The sequence below is a fragment of the Nonomuraea sp. NPDC000554 genome (assembly GCF_040300065.1).
In the GTDB taxonomy this organism is placed as follows: domain Bacteria; phylum Actinomycetota; class Actinomycetes; order Streptosporangiales; family Streptosporangiaceae; genus Nonomuraea.
Genome location: NZ_JBEPDC010000007.1, coordinates 76,936 through 99,336, shown reverse-complemented (window position 1 = coordinate 99,336; position 22,401 = coordinate 76,936). Strand labels below are relative to the sequence as shown.

The window sequence follows — 22,401 nt, the reverse complement described above, 5'->3', positions numbered from 1 at the left end:
GTTTTAGTGTGCACTAAATCGTTCGCGCGGTAAATGGCGGAACATCACCCTTCAGGGGTGACGACGATCGCCCCTGAGAAGCCCTCGTTCCTGCAGTCGAAGATCGGAGGGCTGCCCCGGCCCTTCTGGGCGCTGTGGAGCGGCACCCTGGTGAACCGCCTGGGCACGATGGTCATGCCGTTCACCGGCGTCTACCTGACCCAGGCCCGCGGCCTGCCGGTGGCGGCGGCCGGGCTGGTGATGGCCGTCTTCGGCGCGGGATCGCTGTTCTCGCAGCTGCTGGCCGGGGTGCTCGCCGACAGGGTGGGCCGCCGTGCCACGCTGACGGGCGGCATGCTGGCCACCGCGGCGGCGATGGTGGCACTGGGCTACAGCACGTCGCTGCCCGCGATCACGGCGGTCATGTTCGTCCTGGGCCTGGTGATCGACGCCTACCGTCCGGCGTCCAGCGCGCTGGTGGCCGACCTGGTGTCGCCGGCCGAGCGGCCCAAGGCGTACGGGCTGCTGTTCTGGGCGATCAACCTCGGCTACGCGGTCGGCATGACGGCGGGCGGCTGGCTGGCGCAGCTCGGGTTCGGCTGGCTGTTCTGGATCGACGCGATCTCCAGCGTGGCCTTCGGCGTCCTGGTCTGGCGGGCCGTGCCCGAGACCCGGCCGGTCGCCAGGGAGAGCACGGGCGGGTTCGGCATGGTGCTGCGCGACCGGCTGATGGTCGGCTTCACCCTGGTCGTCCTGGGGAACGCGCTGATGTACATGCAGACCGTGACCATGCTGCCCGTCGCCATGACCGAGCTGGTGGGGCTGACGACGGGGCAGTACGGGCTGGCCATGGCGCTGAACGGGGTGCTGGTCGTCGTCGTGCAGCCGCTGGTGTCCGCCTGGCTGGGCCGCAGGGACGCGTCCAGGATGTTCGCGCTGGGGTTGGCCGTGATGGGCGCCGGCTTCGCGCTGACCGCCTTCGTCACCACGACGTTCTGGCTGGCCGTCACGATCGCCGTGTGGACGGCCGGAGAGATCGTCACGGCCGGCATCGCGGGGACGGTCGTCGCCTCGCTCGCCCCCGCCCACCTGCGCGGCAGGTACTCGGGGCTGTTCGGGTTCGCCTGGTCGGCCGCCTCGATGCTGGCGCCGCTGGCCGGCAGCGCGCTCCTGGAGGCCGGGCGCGAGGCGCTCTGGTTCACGGTCGGCGGCGTGGGCCTGGTCTCGGCCGCCGGCATGCTCGCGCTCGGCCCGGCGATCAGGCGGCGTTCGGCGGACGACCTCTGACGGGAGCCACACGGCGGGGCGTGCCGGATGGGCCGCCCCCTGTGAACACATGCCATGTACCGGAAGCCCGGTCCGGCTCTACGCTTACGCCTGCCATGCTCACCTTCACCATGCTCGGACCGTTCCAGGTCCGCGACGACGGCGTCCCCCTCGACCTCGGCGGCCGGCGGCAGCAGGCCGTGCTCGCGCGCCTGCTCGTGGCCGGCGGCCGGGCCGTCCCCATCGCCACGCTCATCGACGAGCTGTGGCCGGGAACGCCGCCCGCGCAGGCGCTGTCCACGATCCAGGGGTACGTGTCCCGGCTGCGGCGCGCGCTGGAACCCGGCAGGGCGCCGCGCGAGCAGGCCGAGGTATTGGTCTCCGCGCCGCCCGGGTACGCGTTGCGGGCCGCCGCCGGGCAGGTGGACGCGTGGCGGTTCGAGAGCCTGGTGAAGGGCGAGGGCGAGCCCGCCGAGGTGTGGGAGGCGACGGAGTCGGCGCTGGCGCTGTGGCGCGGGCCCGCGCTGGCGGGGTTCGCCGACCTGGCCTGGGCCGCCACCGAGGCGGGCAGGCTGGAGGAGCTGCGGCTGATCGCCGTGGAACGCCGCGCCGACGCCGGGCTGCTGCTGGGCAAGGCCGCCGCGCTGGTGCCCGACCTGGAGGCGCACGCCACGGCGTCCCCGCTGCGCGAGGAGGCCTGGCGGCTGCTGGCGCTCGCCCTCTACCGGACGGGACGCCAGGGCGACGCGCTGGCCGCCCTGCGCAGGGCCCGCGCCCACTGGCGGGACGAGCTGGGCCTCGACCTGACCAGCGGCCTGCGACGCCTGGAAGCCGACATGCTCGCCCAGCGGCTCCCGGAGCCGGCGAGCGCCGGCGCGCCCGCACCTGCCCGATCCGGGGGGTTGCGGGTGCTCGTGGCCGACGACCAGGCGCTGGTGCGGGCCGGGCTACGGGCCATGCTGGACGGCGAGCCGGGGCTGGAGCTCGCCGGGGAGGCGGGCGACGGCGAGGAGGCGATCGCGGCGGCCCGCGCGTCCCGGCCGGACGTGGCGCTGCTCGACATCCAGATGCCGCGCCTCGACGGGCTGGCTGCGGCGCGGCGGATCCTGGCCGAGCCCCGCCCGCCCAAAGTGATCATGATGACCACGTTCGGCAGCGACGAGAACCTGTATGCGGCGCTGCGAGCGGGCGTGAGCGGATTCGTGCTGAAAACGTCCCCGCCGGAGCAGCTGGTGGCCGCGATCAGGGCCGCCGCCGCGGGCGACGCGCTGATCGACCCGGCCGTCACCACCCGGCTGATCTCGGCCTTCGCGGGTGGTCACGACCCCGGCTCGCCCCCGGCGCTGGCAGGGCTGTCCGACGCCCGGCTCGACGTGCTGAAACTGGTCGCGCGAGGGCTCACCAACCAGCAGATCGCCGGCACCCTCGCCCTGACGGAACAGGCGGTGTCCGTCGCCGTCGCGGCCCTGCTCGAACACCTGGGGCTGGTCGAGCGGGCGCAGCTGGTCGTGGCCGCCTACGAGTCCGGACTGGTCACACCTGGCACGGTCACGGAGAAATAAGCACCACTTTTCGTCGCTTTGAAGATAAAAATCAGGCCGTACTAGGCTGTTCGCGTGGCACAACTGCGCATTGCCCTGGCACAGACGAACGCGACCGTAGGCGATCTGTCTGCCAACGCCGACAAGCTGGTGACCTGGACCCGCGACGCCGCCGAACACGGCGCCCACCTGGTCGTCTTCACCGAGATGTTCCTCACCGGCTACCCCGTCGAGGACCTGGTGCTCCGCACGTCCTTCGTGGACGCCAGCGTCCGGACCCTGGAGGAGACGGCGGCCCGGCTGGTGACGGAGGGGCTCGGCGAGCTGCCGGTGGTCGTCGGCTACGTCGACCGCGCCGGTCTCGCGCCGCGCGTCGGCCAGCCCAAGGGGGCGCCGCTCGACGCCGCCGCGCTGCTGTACCGGGGCGAGGTGGTCACCCGCACGGCCAAGCACCACCTGCCGAACTACGGGGTCTTCGACGAGTACCGCTACTTCGTGCGCGGCGACCGGCTGCCGATCTTCCGGCTGCACGGCGTGGACGTCGCGATCGCGGTCTGCGAGGACCTGTGGCAGGAGGGCGGCCCCGTGGCCGTGGTCGGCCGGGCCGGGGCCGGGCTGCTGGTGGTGCCGAACGCGTCGCCGTACGAGAAGGAGAAGGACGACGTTCGCCTGGAGCTGTGTGCGCGCAGGGCACGCGAGGCGAGCTGCGCGCTCGTCTACGTGAACCAGGTCGGCGGGCAGGACGAGCTGGTGTTCGACGGCGACTCCATCGTGGTGGACGCGGCGGGCGAGCTGGTGGCGCGGGCCGGGCAGTTCAAGGAGGAGCTGCTGGTGGTCGACCTGGACCTGCCGGTCTCCTCCGCTGAGACCGGGACGTTCCCGTACGACATGGGCGACGGGTCCATGATCACCGTGGACCGGTTCGAGCTGTCGTCCGAGCCGGTCGAGCCGTACCCACCGCAGCCCGCGCGCATCGCGGAGCGGCTGGACCTGCACGGCGAGGTGTACGCGGCGCTGGTGCTCGCGGTCCGCGACTACGTGGCCAAGAACGGGTTCGAGTCGGTGATCCTCGGATTGTCGGGCGGCATCGACTCGGCGCTGACCGCGACGATCGCCGCCGACGCGATCGGCCCGTCGCGGGTGCACGGGGTACTGATGCCCTCGCGCTACACGTCGGACCACTCGGTGGGCGACGCCGAGGAGTTGGTGCGCAGGCAGGGCCTGCACTCGCGGATCGTGCCGATCGCCGACATCGTCGACGCCTTCGAGAAGGAGATCGAGCTGTCCGGGCTGGCGGCGGAGAACCTGCAGGCCCGGGTGCGCGGCATGATCCTGATGGGGCTGTCGAACGAGCATGGGCACCTGGTGCTCACCACCGGCAACAAGAGCGAGCTCGCGACCGGCTACTCGACGCTGTACGGCGACTCCGCGGGCGGCTTCGCGCCGATCAAGGACGTGCCGAAGACGATGGTGTGGGAGCTGTCGCGGTGGCGCAACTCGCATCGCGACCCGGCGTTCCTGCTCGACGTCGACCGGCCGATCCCGGAGAACTCGATCTCCAAGGAGCCGAGCGCCGAGCTCCGGCCCGACCAGCGCGACACCGACTCGCTGCCGCCGTACGAGGTGCTGGACCGGCTGCTCGACGACTACGTGGAGAAGGACATGGGCTCGCAGGAGCTCATCGCGGCCGGCCACGACCCGGCGCTGGTGACGCGCATCATCCGGCTGGTGGACCTGGCCGAGTACAAGCGCAGGCAGTACCCGCCTGGCCCGAAGATCACGCCGAAGAACTTCGGCCGCGACCGCCGCCTGCCCATCACCAACCGGTGGCGCGAGAGCACCGGCTAGGTGTGCCGGCCACCGAGGTCAGGCCGCGAACAGCAGCGTCAGCCCGCCGAGCGTGTAGCAGACCATCAGCACGAACAGCGGGATCTGCCCCGCGACCGCCCTGGCGGGCGGCAGCAGGCGGACGGAACGGTCGTGCGCGGCCACCACGCCCACGACGTGGCCGGCCACGATGGCCACCACCTGGACGGTGGCGATCGTCGCCGGGCCCACCACGTTCTGGTTCACCTCGGCGTCGAGGCCGAGCGACAGGATGACCGCCCGCTGGCCCTCGAAGACGAGCAGTGAGAAGTAGTGGGCGATCAGGTAGCCGATCGCGATCGGCACCAGCGAGTGGGCGAACCGCGGTGCCAGTCCCCTGGCGCCGCCGATCAGCCCGGCCAGCCACAGGCACGCCCCGTACAGCGCCGCCACCGCCGCGACCGCCGCCAGCAGGCCGAGCGTTCCCAGGCCGGTGCGGCCGAGCGGGCCGGACTGCAGCGCGTCCACCCAGATCGGGGCCGAGGAGAAGCCGTCGTAGCCGGTGCTGCCGAGCAGCACGCACACGGTGGCGACCAGGCCCGGGGCGGACTGGACGGCGTCCAGGCCGTCGAACGGGCTGCGCAGGACGAGCCTGCCGTCGGCGCGCCTGCCGAGCAGCGACAGGTGTCCGACCAGGGTCGAGTAGACCTCGAACGGGTCGCCGCGCTCCAGCCAGGCGTGCCCGTACCTGAGGGCGCCCGCCACCTGCGCGGCAGCGTACACGGCGGCGAAGGCCAGCAGCGTGCCGGTGGCGGCGGGCTCGGGGGCGACCAGCTCCATCCAGGTGAAGGCCAGCAGACCCGCGGCGGCGGGCCAGTAGCCGAGCCGCCGGGGCAGTGGGCGGCGCGGCCGGTCCGGGAGCAGCCGGAACGGGTTGAGCAGCCGCCAGACCGGCCCGAACAGCAGCGACACCGGCACCAGGCCGACCCAGAAGAGCACGTACACCAGGTAGGGGCCGGCGTTGCCCTCCTCCGGCCCCACCACCAGCCAGCCGAGCGTGTAGACGGCGGCCACGAGGGTGAGCACGCGCAAGGGGCGCGCGGGCGGGCGCAGCGCGAGCACCCGTCCGGCGTGGTCGCCGCGGAACCGGGAGTCGGCCCAGAGCAGGCCGAGCGCCAGGAACGACACCACCAGCGCCGCGAACGCGCCCGCGTAGGCGTAGAACAGCGGGATCGGCAGGTCGCTCCGGCTTCCGACACCGTGCGCGAGCACCCCGCTCACCGCACCGCTCCCGCCGAGCATCCCGCCCACCGCGCCGCTCCCGTTGGACGCCCCACCCACCGCACCGGTCCCGCCGGGCGCCCCGCCCACCGCACCGGTCCCGTTGGGCGCCCCGCCCACGGCGCCCTCCCGCCCGGCGCCACGGTCACCGCACCGCCAGCTGGGTGAGCACGAGTTCGGACTTGTGGGTCTCCACCTTGAACACCCCGGTCAGCCCGGCCTTGAACCGGATCGTCACCGATCGCCCCGCCGGCAGCTCGGCTTCCAGGTCGTAGCCGTGGACGTGCAGCTCGTCCGGCACGTCGCTGGTGACCGTGATGCTGACCTGCTGCCCCTTGGCCACCTCCAGCCAGCCGGACGGCGGGCTGACCCGTCCGGCGACGACGGTGATGTCCGTGTGCGCCTCCCCCGGCGCCGGGCTCGCCGCCGCCGTCGCCACCTCGTGGCTGTTGCCCGGATTGTGGTGCGTCTGCGACAGCGGGCCGCAGCCCGCCGCCAGCACGCACGCCAGCAGCCAGCCCGCACGCCTCACGCGGGCACCTCCGCTTCGCGCGCGCTCCGCTCGACGGCGCCGCCGCGCCGGGGCGCGAGGACGACGACGGCGGCCAGCACCCACAGCCCGGTCAGCAGGCCGCGGATCCAGCCCGGCCCGAGCGGGACGGCCGGGATCAGGTACACGGCCCGGTCGAAGGCGTCGGCGCAGGCCAGCAGGGTGAGAAGCATCGTGAACCAGCCGAACACCCGCCGGTCCGGCCGCAGCGCCACGCCCAGGCACAGCCACCAGGCGGCCATGAGAAGCAGGGCCGCCGCCGCGAGCGTCGTGCCGTCCACGACGGCCGCCACCACGTCCAGGGCCAGCCCGAGCAGCCCGGCCACGGTGCCGGCCACGACGAGGCGGTGCCTGCGCCGGTGGCCCGCCGCGAGCCGCGGGTCATCGGCGTGCAGCCGTGCCTCCCTGCTCGACCGCCGCCAGAACAGGACCGCCAGCAGCGCCGGCACGAGCGAGCCGCCCAGCGCGAGCTGCGCCTCGACCTTGCCGAGCCCGGACGCGCCGAACCAGTCGCAGCCCGCGGGCAGGCGTGCCGTGGAGGCGCTGAAGTCGGCGCACAGGTAGAGCTTGACGATCTTCACCGGCTCGGCCAGCAACCGGCTCGACCCGCCGGACAGGGCGGGCGCCTTCGCCGCGCACACCGGCAGCACGGCCGGCGAGGACCTGCCCGCGTCCCCCTGCCAGCAGTTGCCCTCGCCCTGGCCGTCCCACCAGACGTCCAGGCCGTTGGGACGCTTCTCCCCCGTCGGGCCGACGCCGAAGACGTTCCCCTCGTAGCGGTTGAAGTTGGACGTGTCGGCCTGCTTGGTCGGCGAGTTCTCGCCCCTGATGAAAGCCGGGACGCCGAACAGGTGGAAGGCGGCCCTGTCATGCCCCCAGAGGCGGTTGCCCTTGAAGAGGTTGTAGTTGCCGCCCGCGACCAGCAGCCCCGTGCCCGGCGGCACGCCCACCTGGGAGCAGACCACGCCCTTCTCGTAGCCGCGCTCGGCGGGCGGCTTGGCGCAGGTGCCGTCCCTGGTGTAGCGGTAGTAGTCCTTGTTGTTGTCGTGGACGTCGTTGTTCTCGAACCTGGCGTGGTTCTGCGGCAGGCCGGGGTGGCTGGGCCAGAGGCTGTCCATCGTGGCGCCGACCATGTTGTCGTAGAACTCGTTGTCGTGCGCCCACACCGAGTCCCCCGCGGTGCCCGAGTAGCCGAGCGCGTTGTCGTGGCTCTTGCAGCGGCGGATCTCGACGGCGTACCTGGGCACGTCGTGGCCGCGGCCGTTGTTGATGTTGGAGGCGCTGCCCGGGTAGAGGCCGCCGTCGCCGTTGCCGTACGACTCGCAGTCGGTGTAGAGGCCGTGGTCACTGGCGAAGGTGAGGAACCCGTACTCGTCGTTCCAGCGGGTGAGGACGTGGTCGATGACGAACCCGTCGGCCTCCAGGATGTAGAGCGAGTTGAACGTGGTGCGCTGCGCGGTGAAGTTCCGGAAATATACGCCGTTGGTGCGGTCTGCGCGGATGGCGTTGAGCTTGCGGTACTGGGCGTCCACGATCACGTCCAGGGGGCTCGCGCCGGTGCCCTCGACCTGGAGGTTCTGCTTGCCGAGAATCGCCACCAGGTTCTGGTTGTGCGGGCACTGCTGCTGTTGCTCGAAGGAGAGGATCTGGTAACCCCAGGACGACCAGCGGGCGGGCAGCTTGGCGCAGTCGCCCGTGGGCGTCGCCTGACTGGGCTCCTCCTGGTAGAGGCCGGGCAGCATGACGATGGTCAGCCCCGGCCTGTCGACCTTGTCGACGGCGTCCTGCAGGTTCCTGAAACCGCCGGCCTGGCACTTCGCGAACAGGCGGAGGTTGCGCTGCCGGAGCTCAGCAGGAAATGTCGCGATTCGACGCTCGAAGTCGGATTTATCTGTCTTGCAGACCAGCAGGTCCGGCTCGCCGGCCCGAGGAGCCGGGACACTCCCGCTCCCGTCGGGCAGCGTCACCGGGCGCTCCTCGTGGGCGAACGCGGCGCTCGCGGGTAACAGCAGGGCCAAGGCCATGGAGACGACGATCGCGATCCTGCGTAAGGGGGGCATGGCCGCGAGACTAGAGCAATGCTCATGTTCCGCCTAGGCCCTGAGGTGTCTCCACCCACGCGCAGGGGAGGGCGATCCTCGCCCTCCCCTTGAGCACGGAGCCCGATGGGCTACGGCGCTATCCCGGTCATCACCGTGTCGACGAGGCGCTCGGCCAGATCGGGGGCGAGTTCGATGGGCTCGCCCCACTTCCTGAACATCATCATCGACCCTGACAGGATGCGCATCACCATCTCGACGTCCAGGTCGGGCTTGAGCTCGCCGTTGGCGACGCCGCGCGCGATCACGTCGCGCATCGCCTGCCGGCGCGGCTCGATGGCGGCCTTGTAGAAGCGCTCCATCAGCCGTGGGTAGCGGTCGGACTCGCTCATCGCGATGTTCATGACGCAGCGGGTGCGCGCCTGGTCAGCCTCGCCGCGCATCGCGTCGAGCAGCGTGATCAGGTCGTCGCGCACCGATTCGCCCTTGACCGGGGGCGGCGGCGCCTTGAGTGTCGCAAGAGCGTCGACGACGAGGTCCTCCTTGTTCGACCAGCGCCGGTAGATGGTCGTCTTGCCGACACCCGCCCTCGAGGCGATCGCCTCGATGGACAGCTCCGACACGCCCATGCCTTCGCCGATCAGGTCAAGAGTGGCCTCGATGATCGCCCTCTCCGCCTTCTCGCTACGTGGACGGCCCGCAGGGCGGGCGGTCGCCGTTTCCTGGATCGTCATCGCGGCCTCACACTACCGCTGGTTCCTTCGTTTCCGCCTGCTCGACCGGACGCGGCTTGCCCGGCATCCACTTCGCCACCACCAGCACGCCGAGCAGCGCGATGACGGCCGACACCATGGCCGTGATGTGCATGCCGTGGATGAACGCCTCGTAGGCGGGCTTGAGCAGCGCCAGCCCCTGCTGGCCGAGCGCGTGCGCGGCCCCGACCGTCGCCATGATCGACTCACCGGCCGCGTGCTGCGCGCCGGCCGGCAGGCCCGACAGCGCGGGCGCGATCTCGCCGCGGTAGCTGGACGACAGCACCGAGCCGAGCACGGCCACGCCGAGCGCGCCGGCGACCTGGCGGACGGTGTTGCTCATGGCCGAGCCGACACCGGCCTTCTCCCTGGGCAGCGCCTCCATGATCGCGGTGGTGGCGGGCGGCATGATGTTCGCCATCGCCGCGCCCTGGACGAAGAAGATCAGCTCCATGAGCACGACCGGGGTGTTCTGGTCGAAGAGGGCGTAGCTGGCGAGCACCGCGGCGACCACGAGCATGCTGACCGAGGCCGACAGCTTGGCCCCGAACCGCTGGTTCACCCGCTGGCTGAGCGGCGCGAAGATCAGCTGCGCCGCGGCGAACGGGATCATCAGCGCGCCGGCCTGGACCGGGGTGAAGCCCAGCACGATCTGGATGTAGAAGGTCAGGAAGAACATCCCGCCCATCATCGCGAAGAAGACGACGCCCATCATGCCGATGGCCGAGGTGAACCGGACGTTGCTGAAGTTGCGCACGTCGAAGGCCGGGTGGTCAGTGCGCCGCTCCCACCAGATGAACGCGGCCAGCACCGCCACGCCGATCAGCGTCGGGGCGAGCACCTGGACGTCGGCCAGCGTGGCCAGCTCGCCGCCGCGGATGATGCCGTAGACGATGGCGACCAGGCCGACGATCGAGAGCAGGACGCCGATCGGGTCGAGCTTGGACGGCTTCGGGTCACGCGACTCCGGCACGATCGTCCCGATGAGGATCATGCTGATCACCACGATCGGCACGTTCACCAGGAAGACCGAGCCCCACCAGAAGTGCTCGATCAGCACCCCGCCGGTGATCGGGCCGACCGCCACCGCGAGGCCGACGCCACCGGCCCAGACGCCGATGGCCTTGCCACGCTCACTGGGCGGGAAGACGTTGGAGATGATGGCCAGCGTGGCCGGCATGATCGCCGCACCGCCGATGCCCATCGCCGCCCTGGCCAGGATCAGCTGCATCGGATCCTGGGCGTAGGCGCTGGCGAGGGAGGCCAGGCCGAACAGCGCCATGCCGATGAAGAGCATCCGCTTGCGGCCGGTGCGGTCGCCGATCACGCCGAAGGTGAACAGCAGCCCGGCGAACACCAGAGTGTAGGAGTTGATCGCCCACTCCAGCTGGCTCTGCGTCGCCCCCAGACCGACCTTCGGATCGGCGATGGTCTTCATCGCCACGTTCAGGATCGTGTTGTCGAGCACGACCGCCAGCAGGCTGAACACCAGCACGCCGAGTATTCCCCAGCGGCGCGGGTGACCTGTGTTCGCATCCATGAATGCACCCTTAATTTCGATACGCTTAAGTTTCGCAACGACACCGTATCGCAAGCTATTCCGATACGCAACGGTGTCGTTTCGTAAGCTTCCACCGCCAGGCTAGGCCCCTCAGATGAAGGGCCCGGACCCCTCGGGTTACGAGCCGGTTTCCAGCAGGGGCGCGACGTCTCCCGCGTCGGAAGGCGGCACGGATCGCCGCGCCGCCACACCCTCTGCCGCACGCTCCGACACGTCGTCCGGCCATCCGCCGGCCGCCGGATCCGCCACGCGACCTGCCCCGTCGGCCTCCAAGCCGTCAGGAACGGTGTCCGGGACTCGCACAGACGCGTCAGCCTGCGCGGGGCGGCGGCGCCAGAACGGCAGCGCGATCACCACCATCGCCACCCCGACCAGGCCCGCCACCACGAACGCCCAGGCGGGGCCGTGCGCGTCGATGATCGCCCCGGCGATCGGCGCGGAGGACGCGCCGCCGATCAGCAGGGCGGTGCCGTGGAGGCCCATGGACTCTCCCCTGGCCCCGGCGGGAACCCAGCGGCTGACGGTGTCGACGGTGGACGACAGCGCGGGGGCGCAGAGCACGCCCGCGGGCAGCAGGGCCAGGATCAGCCATCGCCAGTCGCCCCCGGCCAGCCCCACGGGCACGGTCAGCGCGCCCATCGCGGCGATGAGCAGCAGCGGCGAGAAGCCCCTGGACAGCCCGCCATAGACGAACCCGCCGAGCAGCGAGTACAGGCACCAGATGCCGACGGCCAGCCCGACCCACTGGGTCTGCCCCGCGTGCTCCATGGTGCCGACCAGCGCGAGCTCGGTCGCGGTCAGCACGAACGTGGCCGCGGCCACTGTGCCGAGCAGCGCCACGAACCCGGGCGTGAGCCACTCCCGCCGTGGAGTCTTCACCGCGAACGCCTCCAGCTCCTCGGTCGAGCGGGTCGGCGGGTTGAGCACGATCAGCGCCACTCCGGAGCCTGTCATGCCGACGGCGATGACCAGCAGCGTCGGCCCGCTGCCGAACGTGGTCACCCCGGCCACCGCCAGCGCGGGGCCGACCATGTAGGAGAGCTCGACCATCATCGAGTCGAGCGAGAAACCCAGGCGGCGCTGCTCGACCGGCACCAGGGCGGCCAGGCACTGACGGATCACGCTGAACACCGGCAGCCCGAGCAGCCCCGCCAGCGCCGCCGCCGCGACCAGCGCGGGGAACGGCAGCGCCCAGGCGCCGGCCCAGAACGCGGCCTGCGCCACCGTGGTGACCGTCAGCACCGGACGCAGCCCGTGCCTGTCGACGAACCTTCCCGACAACGGCGAGCCGACCGCCATGCCGATCGTGCTGGCCATGGTGACCAGCCCCGCCTTACCGAATCCCAGCCCGAGGCCGTTGACCACGTGCAGGGTCAGCGCCATGCCCGTGGCCGTGGCCGGAACGCGGGCGAGCAGGCCCACCAACAGCAACGCCCGCACCCCAGGCAGCCGGAACAGACGCCGGTAAGGTTCGATAGCCATGTTGATTGCTTACCTCCTCGTCTATTCTGGCAAGGGGCACTGACAGTTTCGCCACTGGGTTTCGGAGGGTGAGACTGGCATCATCGAAAGGGTCCGGGGACGCCAGCGGGGCGCCTCGAGACTTCTGGAGGGTTAACCCATGTCCTCTCTCTATGGCGGCCTGACAGGCCGGAGAGTCACTGTCCGTGATCTCGCGGCCGCGAAGGAACGCGGCGAGAAGTGGCCCATGGTCACCGCCTACGACGCGATGACCGCCCGCGTGTTCGACCAGGCGGGCATCCCCGTCCTGCTGGTCGGCGACTCCGCGGCCATGGTGGTGTACGGGTACGACTCGACGCTGCCCGTCACCGTCGACGACCTGCTGCCGCTGACGGCGGCCGTGGTGCGGGGCTCGTCCCGCGCCCTCGTGGTCGCCGACCTGCCGTTCGGCTCCTACCAGTCGTCGCCGCAGCAGGCGCTGGAGTCGGCGGCCCGCTTCATGAAGGAGGCGGGCGCGCACGCGGTCAAGCTGGAGGGCGGGCGTCGCGTCCTGCCGCAGGTCGAGGCGCTGGTGGCGGCGGGCGTCCCGGTCATGGCCCACCTGGGGCTGACGCCGCAGTCGGTCAACGTCCTGGGCGGGTACCGGGTGCAGGGGCGCGGGCAGTCGGGCGAGGAGCTCATGTCCGACGCCAAGGCCCTGGAGGAGGCGGGAGCGTTCTCGGTCGTCCTGGAGTGCGTGCCTGCCGACCTCGCCGAGCGGGTGACGGCGTCGCTGGCGATCCCGACGATCGGGATCGGCGCGGGCGTGGCCACGGACGCGCAGGTGCTGGTCTGGCAGGACCTCATGGGCCTGACGCCGCACCCCGCCAGGTTCGTCAAGAAGTACGCGGACCTGGCCGAGGAGATGGACCGCGCGGTCCGCGCCTTCGCCGACGAGGTCGCGTCCGGCGCCTTCCCCACCCCCGAACACACGTACAGCTGACCCGTCCCCTGTCTCCCGCCACAGCAGGCGAACCTGCTGCGGCCCGGCGTCGGCGGGCGTCGCGGAGACGCAGGCGCCCGCCAGAACGCGCGGTGGTCCTGCTCGCGTCGGCGGCGCCGCGCCGACCGGACCTGCCGGACGTCCCGGTGCCCTCCGGAAAGTGCGGCGGAGGACACCGGGGTGGCCCTGCTCGCGTCGGCGGCGCTGCGCCGACCGGACCTGCTGGACGTCCCGGTGCCCTCCGGGAAGTGCGTTGTGGAGGTGCGGTGTGGCGGGGGTCAGGCGTCGGGGTTGGCGAGGGTTGTCACGTCGGTGTTGGATCCGCAGACCACCACCGCGATCCGCTCGCCCTCGGCGGGCGTGTACGCGCCCGACAGCAGGGCGGCGTACGCCGTCGCGCCCGCGTGCTCGGCCACGACGCGGTGCCTCTCCCACAGCGTGCGGCGGGCGGCCACGATGGCGTCGTCGGGGACGAGCAGGCTCTCCACCCCCGGCCGCGACAGGATGTCGTAGGCCAGGTCGCCGAGCTGGGAGGCGCCGAGCGCGTCGGCCGCCACCCCGCCCACCTCGACGGGCACCGGCCGCCCGGCCCGCAGCGCGCTGTGCAGGGTGGGGCTCAGCTCCGGCTCGACGGCGACGATCCGCGGCCCGCCGTAAGGGGTGCCGCCGGCCTGACCGCCGCCGGAACGGGCGCTGCCGGGATCGCCGCCCTCCGAGCGAACGCCTTCCGACCGGGCGCCTTCCGACCGGGCGCCTTCCGGGCGAGTCCCGTCCGGGCGGGCGCCTTCCGACCGAGTCCCATCTGGGCGGGTGCCTTCCGACCGGGTGCTGTCCGGATGGGTGCCGTCCGGGCGGGTGCCGAGGGTGATGCCGGCGGCGAAGCCGCCGCCGCCGACCGCCACCACGATGGTGTCCACGCCACCCGTCTGGGCCATGATCTCCAGACCGGTCGTGCCCTGGCCCGCCACCACCTCCGGCTGGTCGTACGCGTGGACCTGCAGCGCGCCCGTCTCGGCGGCGCGCTTGGCCGCGGCCTCCGCCGCCTCGGAGTAGATCGCCCCGGTCTGGCGGATCAGCGCGTCGAGCGCCCGGATTCCGGCCACCTTGACCGGGCTCGTCATGGTCGGGACGAAGATCTCGGCCCGGACCCCCAGCGCCCGGGCCGCGTACGCGACCGCGAGCCCGTGATTGCCGCCGCTGGCCGCGATCACGCCGCTGGCCGGCGGCTTCCCGGCGGACAGCAGCCGGTTGAACGCGCCCCGCACCTTGAAGGACCCGGCGTGCTGCAGCTGCTCCAGCTTCAGGAAGAGCCCCGGTGAGATCTCCAGCACCGGCGTGCGCAGCACGTGCCCCTCGATCCGGCCGGCCGCCGCCACCACGTCCTGGTATGTCACCGTCGTCACAGCTCCCCCTCGATCATCCGTTTCAGCTCGGCTATCCGGGCCTCGTCGCGCCGATAGAACACCCACTGTTTGATCCGTTTGCCGCGGATCAGCCCGGCCCGTTCGAGGACCTTCAGGTGGCCGGTCGCGCTGGGCTGGGTCATGCCGAGCTTGGTCGCGATGAACAGCGAGCACACGCCGTCGTCGACCAGGTCGCCGTCGGTCTGCGGCGGGAAGTGGGCGGTGGGGTCCTTCAGCCACTGGAGGATGAGCAGGCGGGGGCCGCTCGCCACCGCCCGCAGTCCGGCTAGCACTTAGGCAGTTTCCTAACTGCCTAACGGCTATGTCAATGCCTGGGAGATGTCGGCCCAGAGGTCCTCGGGGTGCTCGATGCCGACCGCGATGCGCACCGTGCCCTCCGCGATGCCGTGTCTGGCCAGCTCGGCGGCGCTGAGCGCGCGGTGCGAGGTGGTCGCGGGCTGCATGACGAGCGTCTCGACGCCGCCGAGCGAGGGGGCGAGCAGCGCCACGCTCAGCGAGCTCATGAACCGCTCGCCCGCCTCCCGTCCGGCGGCCAGGTCGAAGGCGAGCACGCCGCCGAAGTCCGACAGGAGCTTGCCCGCCAGCTCGTACGACGGGTGCGACGGCAGGCCCGGCCAGTGCACCGCCGACACCGCGGGGTGCTCGGCCAGGCGGGTGGCCAGCAGGCGGGCGTTCGAGCAGTGCCGCTCCATGCGCAGCCCCAGCGTCTGCAGGCCGCGCAGGGTGAGCCAGGCCGCGAACGGGTCGGCCGAGGCCCCCAGCTCGACGGCGTAGTGCCAGACCTTCTTGTACGTCGCGTCGTCGGCGAAGACCGCGAGGCCGCCGACGACGTCGGTGTGCCCCGACAGGTACTTGGTGGCGGAGTGGATGACGATGTCCGCGCCGTGCTCGAACGGGCGGCAGAGCAGGGGCGTGGCGAAGGTGTTGTCCACCACGGACGTCAGCCCCAGCTCGCGAGCCGCCGCGCACATCGCGGGCAGGTCGGCGACCTGACCCATCGGGTTGGTGATGGTCTCCAGGTAGACGAGCCTGGTCTCGGGACGCACGGCCGCGCGCAGGGCTCCGGGGTCGTCCTCGGGGACGTGGGTGACCGTGACGCCGAACCTGGCGACCAGGTCGTTGATCATCGCGGCCGTCCCGCCGTACAGGGCCTTCTGCGCGATGAGGTGGTCGCCCGGCCTGAGCAGCCCGAGCAGGACGGTGTTGATCGCGCCCATGCCGGAGCCGGTGGCGATGGCCGCCGCGCCGCCCTCCAGCCCGGCCACGGCCTGCTCCAGCGAGCGGACCGTCGGGTTGGTGTAGCGGCCGTACACGAACGGCCCGTCGGGGCGGCTGAAGGCGTCGCCCATCACGGCCGGGTCGTCGAAGACGAACCCGGACGTCTGGTAGATCGGCATCGTGATCGGGCGGCTGCCCTCGACGCTCGGCTGGGGCAGGTGGACGGTACGGGTCTCGGGTCGGAGGTGGGTCATTGCCCCAGGATGTCCCGATAATTCATCCATAGTCAGAGCCAATGAGGGAAAATTGGCCCATGAATGGGTCCAATCTCGACGACCTCGTCGATCTGCTGGGCCGGTGGGCGTCCGGGCGCGGACCGCTCTACCTGCTGCTCGCCGCCCGCCTGCGGGCGCTGATCGACGACGGCGTGCTGCACCCTGACTCGCCGCTCCCCCCTGACAGGACGCTGGCCACGCGGCTCGCGGTCGGCAGGGGCACCGTGGTCGCCGCGTACGACCTGCTCCAGCAGGAGGGACGCGTGGTGCGCCGCCAGGGCAGCGGCACCAGGGTCGCCCCGTGCGAGCTGCCCGCCACCCGCACAGCCGACAGCGTGGTGGCGAACCCGCTGCTCCTGCACATCCTCCACCCGCCGGACGGCGTGTCCCTGCTGACCTGCGCCGCCCCCGACGAGCCGCCGCCCGAACTGGCCGAGGCCTACCAGGAGGCCGCCGGACGGCTGACGGGCCTGCGCGACCTGGGCTACCAGCCAGCGGGCAATCCGGCGCTCCGCGAGGCCGTGGCCGCGTACTACCGCGACCGCGGCCTGCCCACGACGTCCCAGGAGATCCTGGTCACCTCCGGTGCGCAGCAGGCGCTCACCCTGCTGACCGGCCTGCTGATCTCCCCCGGCGACACCGTGCTGACCGGCTCGCCGACGTACCCCGGCGCTCTGGAGGTCTTCAGGCACGCGGCGGCGGCGATCCGTCCAGTGACACTCGACCACCCCGCGGCGCCGGGAAGGCGGGACGAGATGGCGGACGTGGGCGTGGCGATGCGGGAGCGGCCCGCGCTGGTCTACGCGGTCCCCACGGCGAGCAACCCCACCGGCTCCGTCATGGACGCCGCCTCGCGCAGGCGGCTGGCCGCGCTGGCCGCCGAGCACGACGTGCCGCTGGTCGACGACGAGGTCTGCGCCGAGCTTTGCTTCACCGGCGACACCCCGCCGCCCCTGGCCTCCTACGCCGCGGGCGAGCAGGTCGTCACGATCGCGTCGCTGAGCAAGCTGGTGTGGGGCGGCCTGCGGGTGGGCTGGATCCGTGCCCCCGCCCCGCTGATCGCGCGGCTGGCCCGGCTGCGGGCCCTGACCGACCTGGGCGGGGAGGTGGTCAGCCAGCTCGCCGCCACGGCGCTGCTGCGCCGGCTGGGGGACCTCAGGCGGGCCCGCGTCCGCGTGCTGCGCGAGCGCCACGACCACCTCTGCGCCGAGCTGCGCGCGCACCTGCCGTCGTGGACGTTCGAGCCCGCGCGGGGCGGCCAGACGATCTGGGTGCGGCTGCCGCACGGGGAGGCCGACTCCTTCGCCCAGGTCGCGCTGAGGCACGGCGTGGCGGTGCCGCCGGGCCGCTCGTTCGACCCGCTCGGCGGGCACGCCGACCACCTGCGGCTGCACTACCTGTTCCCCGAGGAGGAGCTCTCGCGGGCGGTGCGGAACCTGGCGGCGGCCTGGCACGCCTACGACGGCAGCCGCCGCCCCGCCTCCCGTCCCGCCCTGCTCATCTGACCGGCGCCCGGCGCTCCGCCCTGAGCTGACAACCTGGCCGTCCGCCGGTGCCCTGCGCCACCGTAGGCGGCATGACGACGACGTTCCTGCTCGTGCACAGCCCCTCCGTGGGCCCCTCGACCTGGCTGCCGGTGGCCGCGGCGCTGGAGCGGCGGGGGCACGCGGCGGTGGTGCCCGACCTCACCCGGGTGTCCTCCGGCGGCCCGCCCTACTGGCCGCGTGTGGTGGAGGCGGTGCGCGCGGCGGCGCCGGACACGCGGATCGTGCTGGTCGTGCACAGCAACGCGGGCTTCTTCCTGCCGGTGGTCAAGGAGGGCCTGGGCGACAGGGTGGTGGCGTGCGTGTTCGCCGACGCGCACATCCCGCCGCGCGAGGGGCTGGTGCGCACCGCCGAGGAGGGCTTCCTGCCGTTCCTGCGCGAGCTGGCCGACGCCGACGGCGTACTGCCGCGCTGGACCGACTGGTGGAGCGCCGAGGACGTCGCGGAGCTGCTGCCCGACCCGCGGACGCGGGCGCGGGTGGTGGCGGAGCAGGCGCGGCTCCCGCTCGACTACTACACGCAGCCCCTCCCGGTCCCGGCGGGCTGGGACGACGTCCGCTGCTCCTGCCTGTGGTTCGGCCCCCCGTACGAGCAGGTGGCCGAGGAGGCGGCGCGGCGGGGCTGGCCGGTGACCCGGCTGCCCGGCGCGCACCTGCACCAGGTCGTCGATCCCGAGGGAGTGGCCGACGCGCTGCTGAAGCTCTCGCGGAAGTCGTGAATTCTTCACTGCCGCCCCGCCGCCCGTCCCGGCAGAGTCGGACGCATGACAGCGATCCAGGTGAACGGGCTCAGGAAGAGCTACGGAGGCTTCGAGGCGGTCAAGGGCATCTCGTTCGAGGTGCCCACCGGCGCCATCTTCGCGCTCCTCGGCAGGAACGGCGCCGGCAAGACCACGACGATCGAGATGCTGGCGGGTTTCCAGCGCCCCGACTCCGGTGAGGTGCGGGTGCTCGGGCTGGACCCGGTCACCCAGCGCGCCGCCGTCAGGCAGCGCACCGGCGTCATGCTCCAGGAGGCCGGATTCTTCCCCGACCTCACCGTCGCGCAGACCGTCGACACGTGGCGCGACTTCACCGCCACTCCGCGCCCCCGCGACGAGGCGCTGCAGCTGGCGGGGCTGGAGGCGAAGGCGGGCACGAAGGTGCGGCAGGTCTCCGGCGGGGAGAAGCGGCGGCTCGACCTGGCGCTGGCCCTGCTCGGCCGCCCCGACCTGCTGTTCCTGGACGAGCCGACCACGGGCATGGACCCCGAGGCGCGCAGGAACACCTGGGACGTCGTACGCGACCTGGCCAGGCAGGGCACCACGGTCCTGCTGACCACGCACTACCTGGAGGAGGCCCAGCGGCTGGCCACGTCCATGGCCCTGATGGACGCGGGCGAGATCGTCGCGTCCGGCGGAATGGCCGAGACGCTCGCCACGCAGAGCGGACGGGTCGCCTTCCGGCTGCCCGCCCAGGTGAACCCGGACGACCTGCCGCTGCCCGTCACCCTGGAGGGCGAGACGGCGATCTGCCGCGCCGACGACCCCGACCTGGCCGCGCAGACCCTGCTCAGCTGGGCCGCCGAGCGCGGCCTGCGCCTCGCGGGGCTGGAAGTGCGCGCCGCCACGCTCGAAGACCTCTTCCTCGACAGGAGCGCCCGATGAGTCTCGCCGCCACCTACCGTCTCGGCACCCGCCTGTTCTGGCGCGACCGGGCCATGCTGTTCGGCTCCGTGGTCACGCCCGTGGGGCTGGCCATCGGGATGCCGGTGCTGATGCGCAACGTCCTGGCCGACGGCGTCGCGGCGGCGACGTCGATCTTCCAGGGCACGATCGCCGTGGTGCTGTCGATCACCGTGTTCATGAACATCACCGTGGCCCTGACCACCCGCCGCGACCAGCTCGTGCTCAAGCGGCTGCGGGCCACCCAGCTGACCGACGGCCAGATCCTGCTCGGCCAGATCGCCAGCACGCTCACCCAGACCGTCGCCCTGATCGCGGCGTGCACGGTGGCGGTGCGCCTGCTGGCCGGCGTGCCGTTCCCGGCGAACCCGGTGCTGTTCGCCGCCGCGATCGTGGCGGGCTCGGCGGTGCTGGCGCTGCTGGGCGCCGCCTACACGGCGGCGATCCCGCGCAGCGAGCTGGCCGCCGCGGCGACGATGCCGGTGTTCCTGCTGTCCGGGATCGGGTCCGGCGGGATGGGACCGATCAGGGAGATCCTGCCCGGCTGGGCCGGCACCGCGCTGGACCTGCTGCCGACGTCCGCCGTGGTGCACGCCATCAGGACCGGCGAGGTCGTCCTGCCCGCGGTGAACCTGGCTGTGTGGACCGTCATCGGGGTGGTGGCCATCAGGCTGTGGTTCCGGTGGGAACCGCGCAGGTCATGACGGGCCGGTCATAATGGTCCGGCCATGACTTCCACCTCCGCGCGGCGTCTCGCGATCGTCCTGATCACCGTCGTGTCCGTCGCGTACACGGTCATCGGGCTGCTCTACTTCGCCTTCTCCCCGGCGAGCGGGGTCGTGGCAGCCGTGGCGATGCTCGGCGTCGTCGCCACCCACTTCCTCAACATGCGTGCAGGGCTGCGGGGCGAGCGGCCGCCGCTGTTCCCGGCGACGGTGGTGCTCCAGGCGGTCGCCACCTTCCTGCCCGACCCGTTCCTGCCCAGCGGCTGGTCGGGTGTGGCGGCCCCGATGCTCGCCGGAACCGTGCTCGTGTTCCTGCCGCTGCGCTGGGGCGGCCCGCTGGTGGGCGTGATAGCCGGGTACGAGTTCGTCTCGCTGGTCAACCTGAACCTGGTGGTGGCGCTGTTCTACGGCGTCACCGTGGCCACCACGGGCGGCATGATCTACGCCCTGGTCCGCTTCATGCGGGCGACCGCCGAACTGGAGCAGGCCAGGGCCGAACTGGCCGAGGCGGCGGTGCTGAAGGAGCGGCTGCGCATCTCCCGCGACCTGCACGACGGGCTCGGCCGCAGCCTGACGGCGATCGCGCTCAAGGGCGACCTGGCGTCCCGGCTGATGGAGCGCGACCCCGTCTCGGCCCGCGGCGAGGTGAGCGAGCTGGTCCAGGTGGCCAGGGAGGCGGCGCAGGACGTCCGGCAGGTGGCCCGCGGGTACCGCGAGCTGTCGCTGACAGGTGAGGTGCACAGGGCGGTGGCGCTGCTGGAGTCGTCCGGGGTGGGCTGCCAGGTGCATCTCGCCGACGTCACGCTGCCCAGGCGCTCTGATGAGGTGCTCGCCTGGGCCGTCAGGGAGGCGGTCACCAACGTCCTGCGGCACAGCCGGGCGACCACCTGCACGATCAGCACGTCCCAGCGGGCCGGCGCCCTGCACCTGGAGGTCGTCAACGACGGCGTCCCCACCGACGGCGGCACCGGTCAGGGCAGCGGGCTGACGGGGCTGGCGGAACGGGCGGCGCAGGCCGGCGGGAGCGTGGAGGCCACCGCCACGGGGGCGGGCGGCTTCCGCCTGGCGATGGAGGTTCCCACTTGACTTCCTCCCTCTCCTAAAGGAGGGGGAGTCCCACCCTCACGAGTGAGGTTTCCTGCTTCACAGCCGACCGCACCCGGGAGGACCCGGTATGTCTCACGTCAGCTCCACAGGCGGACACCGCTTGACCAGCGGCCAGAATGTTCTTGGCGGCGTTGATGTCCCGGTCGTGCCGGGTGCCGCAGGACGGGCATGGCCACGCCCGGGTGTCGAGCGAGAGTTCGGCGAGCAGGTGCCCGCACGCCGAGCAGGTCTTGCTGGAGGGGTGCCAGCGGTCGATCACGATCAGGTGCCGCCCGTGCCTGGCTGCCTTGTACTGCAGTTGGCGCCGGAACTCGCCCCATCCGCAGTCGGAGATGACCCGCGCCAGGCGGCGGTTGCGGACCATGTTCGTCACGGCCAGGTCCTCGATCACGATCAGGTGGTGCTCGCGTACCAGGCGGGCGCTGGTCTTGTGCAGGAAGTCGGCGCGGGCGTCACGGACCTTGGTGTGCGCGCGGGCAACCTTCGCCTTCGCCTTGTTCCTGTTGTTCGAGCCGCGCTGTTTGCGGGCCATGCGCCGCTGGTAGCGCGCCAGATTCTTCGCCTTGCGTTCCAGATGGCGCGCATTGGCGATGCGCTCCCCGGTGGACAGGACCGCGAAGTCTTTGACCCCCAGGTCCACACCGACCGCCGAGCCGGTGGCCGGGGCCTGCCCACCTTCTACGGCGGTCTGGACGGTGGTCGTGTCGGCGGTTTCGACGGCGAGGGGGGCGTGCCAGCGGCCATCGGGGTCACGGGAGACGGTCACCGTCGTCGGGTTCAGCGTGGCAGGGTCCACCTCGGGCCAGGACCACACGAACGCGACCGGCGCGTCCATCTTCGCCAGGAACAGCCGCCCGTCCTTCCAGCGGAACGCCGAGCGCGTGTAGGTCGCCGACTGCTTGCCGTGCCGGGACTTGAACCGGGGATAGCGGGCGCGTCCGGCGAAGAAGTTCACGAACGCCGCGTACTGGTGCCGCAACGTCTGCTGCAACGGCACACAGGAGACCTCGAACAGAAACCCGAACTCAGGGTCACGCTTCAACTCGGTCAGATACCGGTCGCTCTGCGCGTAAGACGTCGTGGCCCCATCGGCGTGATAGCGGTGCTGCCGCCACGCCAGCGCCTTGTTCCACACCAGACGCACGCAGCCGAACGTGCGATTCAGCACGGCAGCCTGCTCGGGAGTGGGGTAGACCCGCACCTTGTACGCCGTACGCACGATCGCA

General features: G+C 72.1%; 19 protein-coding genes. 9 read left to right on the top strand and 10 right to left on the bottom strand.

The window, feature by feature from the left end; all coding sequences use genetic code 11:
• Nucleotides 1-57: 57 nt before the first annotated feature.
• The 3 genes from ABT294_RS15835 (at nt 58) to ABT294_RS15825 (ending at nt 4,634) form a co-directional block, all read left to right on the top strand.
• Nucleotides 58-1,266, top strand: a complete 1,209-nt coding sequence (locus ABT294_RS15835) for an MDR family MFS transporter (protein WP_350806329.1) — start codon at nt 58-60, stop codon at nt 1,264-1,266.
• A gap of 95 nt (nt 1,267-1,361) precedes the next feature.
• The gene (locus ABT294_RS15830; RefSeq protein WP_350806327.1) at nt 1,362-2,807 is read left to right on the top strand and encodes a BTAD domain-containing putative transcriptional regulator; all 1,446 of its coding nucleotides are present in this window, start codon (nt 1,362-1,364) and stop codon (nt 2,805-2,807) included.
• A gap of 54 nt (nt 2,808-2,861) precedes the next feature.
• A complete protein-coding gene (locus tag ABT294_RS15825; RefSeq protein WP_350806326.1) occupies nt 2,862-4,634 on the top strand; it encodes an NAD+ synthase in 1,773 nt (590 codons plus the stop codon).
• An 18-nt stretch (nt 4,635-4,652) separates the two neighbouring features.
• Here ABT294_RS15825 and ABT294_RS15820 read toward each other — a convergent pair whose 3' ends face one another.
• From ABT294_RS15820 to ABT294_RS15795, 6 genes are all read right to left on the bottom strand, one after another.
• Nucleotides 4,653-5,993, bottom strand: coding sequence for a hypothetical protein (locus ABT294_RS15820; protein WP_350806323.1), 1,341 nt, complete (start codon nt 5,991-5,993; stop codon nt 4,653-4,655).
• 25 nt (nt 5,994-6,018) lie between these two features.
• Complete coding sequence (locus tag ABT294_RS15815) at nt 6,019-6,405, bottom strand: cupredoxin domain-containing protein (protein WP_350806322.1); 387 nt, start codon at nt 6,403-6,405, stop codon at nt 6,019-6,021.
• The gene (locus tag ABT294_RS15810; protein ID WP_350806320.1) at nt 6,402-8,483 is read right to left on the bottom strand and encodes a right-handed parallel beta-helix repeat-containing protein; all 2,082 of its coding nucleotides are present in this window, start codon (nt 8,481-8,483) and stop codon (nt 6,402-6,404) included. The genes ABT294_RS15815 and ABT294_RS15810 overlap by 4 nt, the downstream gene beginning before the upstream one ends.
• A gap of 110 nt (nt 8,484-8,593) precedes the next feature.
• Complete coding sequence (locus ABT294_RS15805) at nt 8,594-9,196, bottom strand: TetR/AcrR family transcriptional regulator (protein WP_350806318.1); 603 nt, start codon at nt 9,194-9,196, stop codon at nt 8,594-8,596.
• 7 nt (nt 9,197-9,203) lie between these two features.
• Nucleotides 9,204-10,754, bottom strand: a complete 1,551-nt coding sequence (locus ABT294_RS15800; protein ID WP_350806317.1) for an MFS transporter — start codon at nt 10,752-10,754, stop codon at nt 9,204-9,206.
• Nucleotides 10,755-10,892: 138 nt separating this feature from the next.
• Nucleotides 10,893-12,257 (bottom strand): MFS transporter, encoded by a 1,365-nt coding sequence (locus ABT294_RS15795; protein WP_350806315.1) that lies wholly within the window; start codon nt 12,255-12,257, stop codon nt 10,893-10,895.
• A 139-nt stretch (nt 12,258-12,396) separates the two neighbouring features.
• Between ABT294_RS15795 and panB the strand changes: the two genes are divergently transcribed.
• Nucleotides 12,397-13,218, top strand: coding sequence for a 3-methyl-2-oxobutanoate hydroxymethyltransferase (panB, locus tag ABT294_RS15790; RefSeq protein WP_350806314.1), 822 nt, complete (start codon nt 12,397-12,399; stop codon nt 13,216-13,218).
• 278 nt (nt 13,219-13,496) lie between these two features.
• Here the strand turns inward: panB and ABT294_RS15785 are convergent, their stop codons facing one another.
• From ABT294_RS15785 to ABT294_RS15775, 3 genes are read right to left on the bottom strand one after another with little or no spacing between them, the layout of a single operon-like run.
• On the bottom strand, nt 13,497-14,621 hold the full coding sequence (locus ABT294_RS15785; RefSeq protein WP_350806312.1) for a threonine/serine dehydratase: 1,125 nt from the start codon (nt 14,619-14,621) through the stop codon (nt 13,497-13,499).
• A complete protein-coding gene (locus ABT294_RS15780) occupies nt 14,618-14,914 on the bottom strand; it encodes an ArsR/SmtB family transcription factor (protein WP_350806311.1) in 297 nt (98 codons plus the stop codon). The genes ABT294_RS15785 and ABT294_RS15780 overlap by 4 nt, the downstream gene beginning before the upstream one ends.
• Before the next feature lie 27 nt (nt 14,915-14,941).
• Nucleotides 14,942-16,114: a trans-sulfuration enzyme family protein gene (locus ABT294_RS15775; RefSeq protein ID WP_350806309.1), complete on the bottom strand. Its 1,173-nt coding sequence runs from the start codon at nt 16,112-16,114 to the stop codon at nt 14,942-14,944.
• A 59-nt stretch (nt 16,115-16,173) separates the two neighbouring features.
• Between ABT294_RS15775 and ABT294_RS15770 the strand changes: the two genes are divergently transcribed.
• From ABT294_RS15770 to ABT294_RS15750, 5 genes are all read left to right on the top strand, one after another.
• Nucleotides 16,174-17,640: an aminotransferase-like domain-containing protein gene (locus ABT294_RS15770; protein WP_350806307.1), complete on the top strand. Its 1,467-nt coding sequence runs from the start codon at nt 16,174-16,176 to the stop codon at nt 17,638-17,640.
• A gap of 71 nt (nt 17,641-17,711) precedes the next feature.
• Entirely contained in the window at nt 17,712-18,398 is a 687-nt protein-coding gene (locus ABT294_RS15765; protein ID WP_350806306.1) for an alpha/beta fold hydrolase, read from the top strand.
• Nucleotides 18,399-18,443: 45 nt separating this feature from the next.
• The gene (locus ABT294_RS15760; RefSeq protein ID WP_350806305.1) at nt 18,444-19,325 is read left to right on the top strand and encodes an ABC transporter ATP-binding protein; all 882 of its coding nucleotides are present in this window, start codon (nt 18,444-18,446) and stop codon (nt 19,323-19,325) included.
• Complete coding sequence (locus tag ABT294_RS15755; RefSeq protein WP_350806302.1) at nt 19,322-20,047, top strand: ABC transporter permease; 726 nt, start codon at nt 19,322-19,324, stop codon at nt 20,045-20,047. The genes ABT294_RS15760 and ABT294_RS15755 overlap by 4 nt, the downstream gene beginning before the upstream one ends.
• A gap of 24 nt (nt 20,048-20,071) precedes the next feature.
• Nucleotides 20,072-21,154: a sensor histidine kinase gene (locus tag ABT294_RS15750; RefSeq protein ID WP_350806301.1), complete on the top strand. Its 1,083-nt coding sequence runs from the start codon at nt 20,072-20,074 to the stop codon at nt 21,152-21,154.
• A 13-nt stretch (nt 21,155-21,167) separates the two neighbouring features.
• On the opposite strand, the gene ABT294_RS15745 is transcribed toward ABT294_RS15750, so the two are convergent.
• Nucleotides 21,168-22,394, bottom strand: coding sequence for an RNA-guided endonuclease InsQ/TnpB family protein (locus ABT294_RS15745; RefSeq protein WP_350806299.1), 1,227 nt, complete (start codon nt 22,392-22,394; stop codon nt 21,168-21,170).
• Nucleotides 22,395-22,401 lie beyond the last annotated feature (7 nt).

Excerpts from the sequence above, each read along its gene's own strand:
- ABT294_RS15830 (WP_350806327.1), top strand. The coding sequence starts at position 1,362 with ATGCTCACCTTCACCATGCTCGGACCGTTCCAGGTCCGCGACGACGGC.
- ABT294_RS15810 (WP_350806320.1), bottom strand. The coding sequence starts at position 8,483 with ATGCCCCCCTTACGCAGGATCGCGATCGTCGTCTCCATGGCCTTGGCC.
- ABT294_RS15805 (WP_350806318.1), bottom strand. The coding sequence starts at position 9,196 with ATGACGATCCAGGAAACGGCGACCGCCCGCCCTGCGGGCCGTCCACGT.
- ABT294_RS15800 (WP_350806317.1), bottom strand. The coding sequence starts at position 10,754 with ATGGATGCGAACACAGGTCACCCGCGCCGCTGGGGAATACTCGGCGTG.
- ABT294_RS15795 (WP_350806315.1), bottom strand. The coding sequence starts at position 12,257 with ATGGCTATCGAACCTTACCGGCGTCTGTTCCGGCTGCCTGGGGTGCGG.
- panB (WP_350806314.1), top strand. The coding sequence starts at position 12,397 with ATGTCCTCTCTCTATGGCGGCCTGACAGGCCGGAGAGTCACTGTCCGT.
- ABT294_RS15775 (WP_350806309.1), bottom strand. The coding sequence starts at position 16,114 with ATGACCCACCTCCGACCCGAGACCCGTACCGTCCACCTGCCCCAGCCG.
- ABT294_RS15770 (WP_350806307.1), top strand. The coding sequence starts at position 16,174 with ATGAATGGGTCCAATCTCGACGACCTCGTCGATCTGCTGGGCCGGTGG.
- ABT294_RS15765 (WP_350806306.1), top strand. The coding sequence starts at position 17,712 with ATGACGACGACGTTCCTGCTCGTGCACAGCCCCTCCGTGGGCCCCTCG.
- ABT294_RS15760 (WP_350806305.1), top strand. The coding sequence starts at position 18,444 with ATGACAGCGATCCAGGTGAACGGGCTCAGGAAGAGCTACGGAGGCTTC.
- ABT294_RS15755 (WP_350806302.1), top strand. The coding sequence starts at position 19,322 with ATGAGTCTCGCCGCCACCTACCGTCTCGGCACCCGCCTGTTCTGGCGC.
- ABT294_RS15750 (WP_350806301.1), top strand. The coding sequence starts at position 20,072 with ATGACTTCCACCTCCGCGCGGCGTCTCGCGATCGTCCTGATCACCGTC.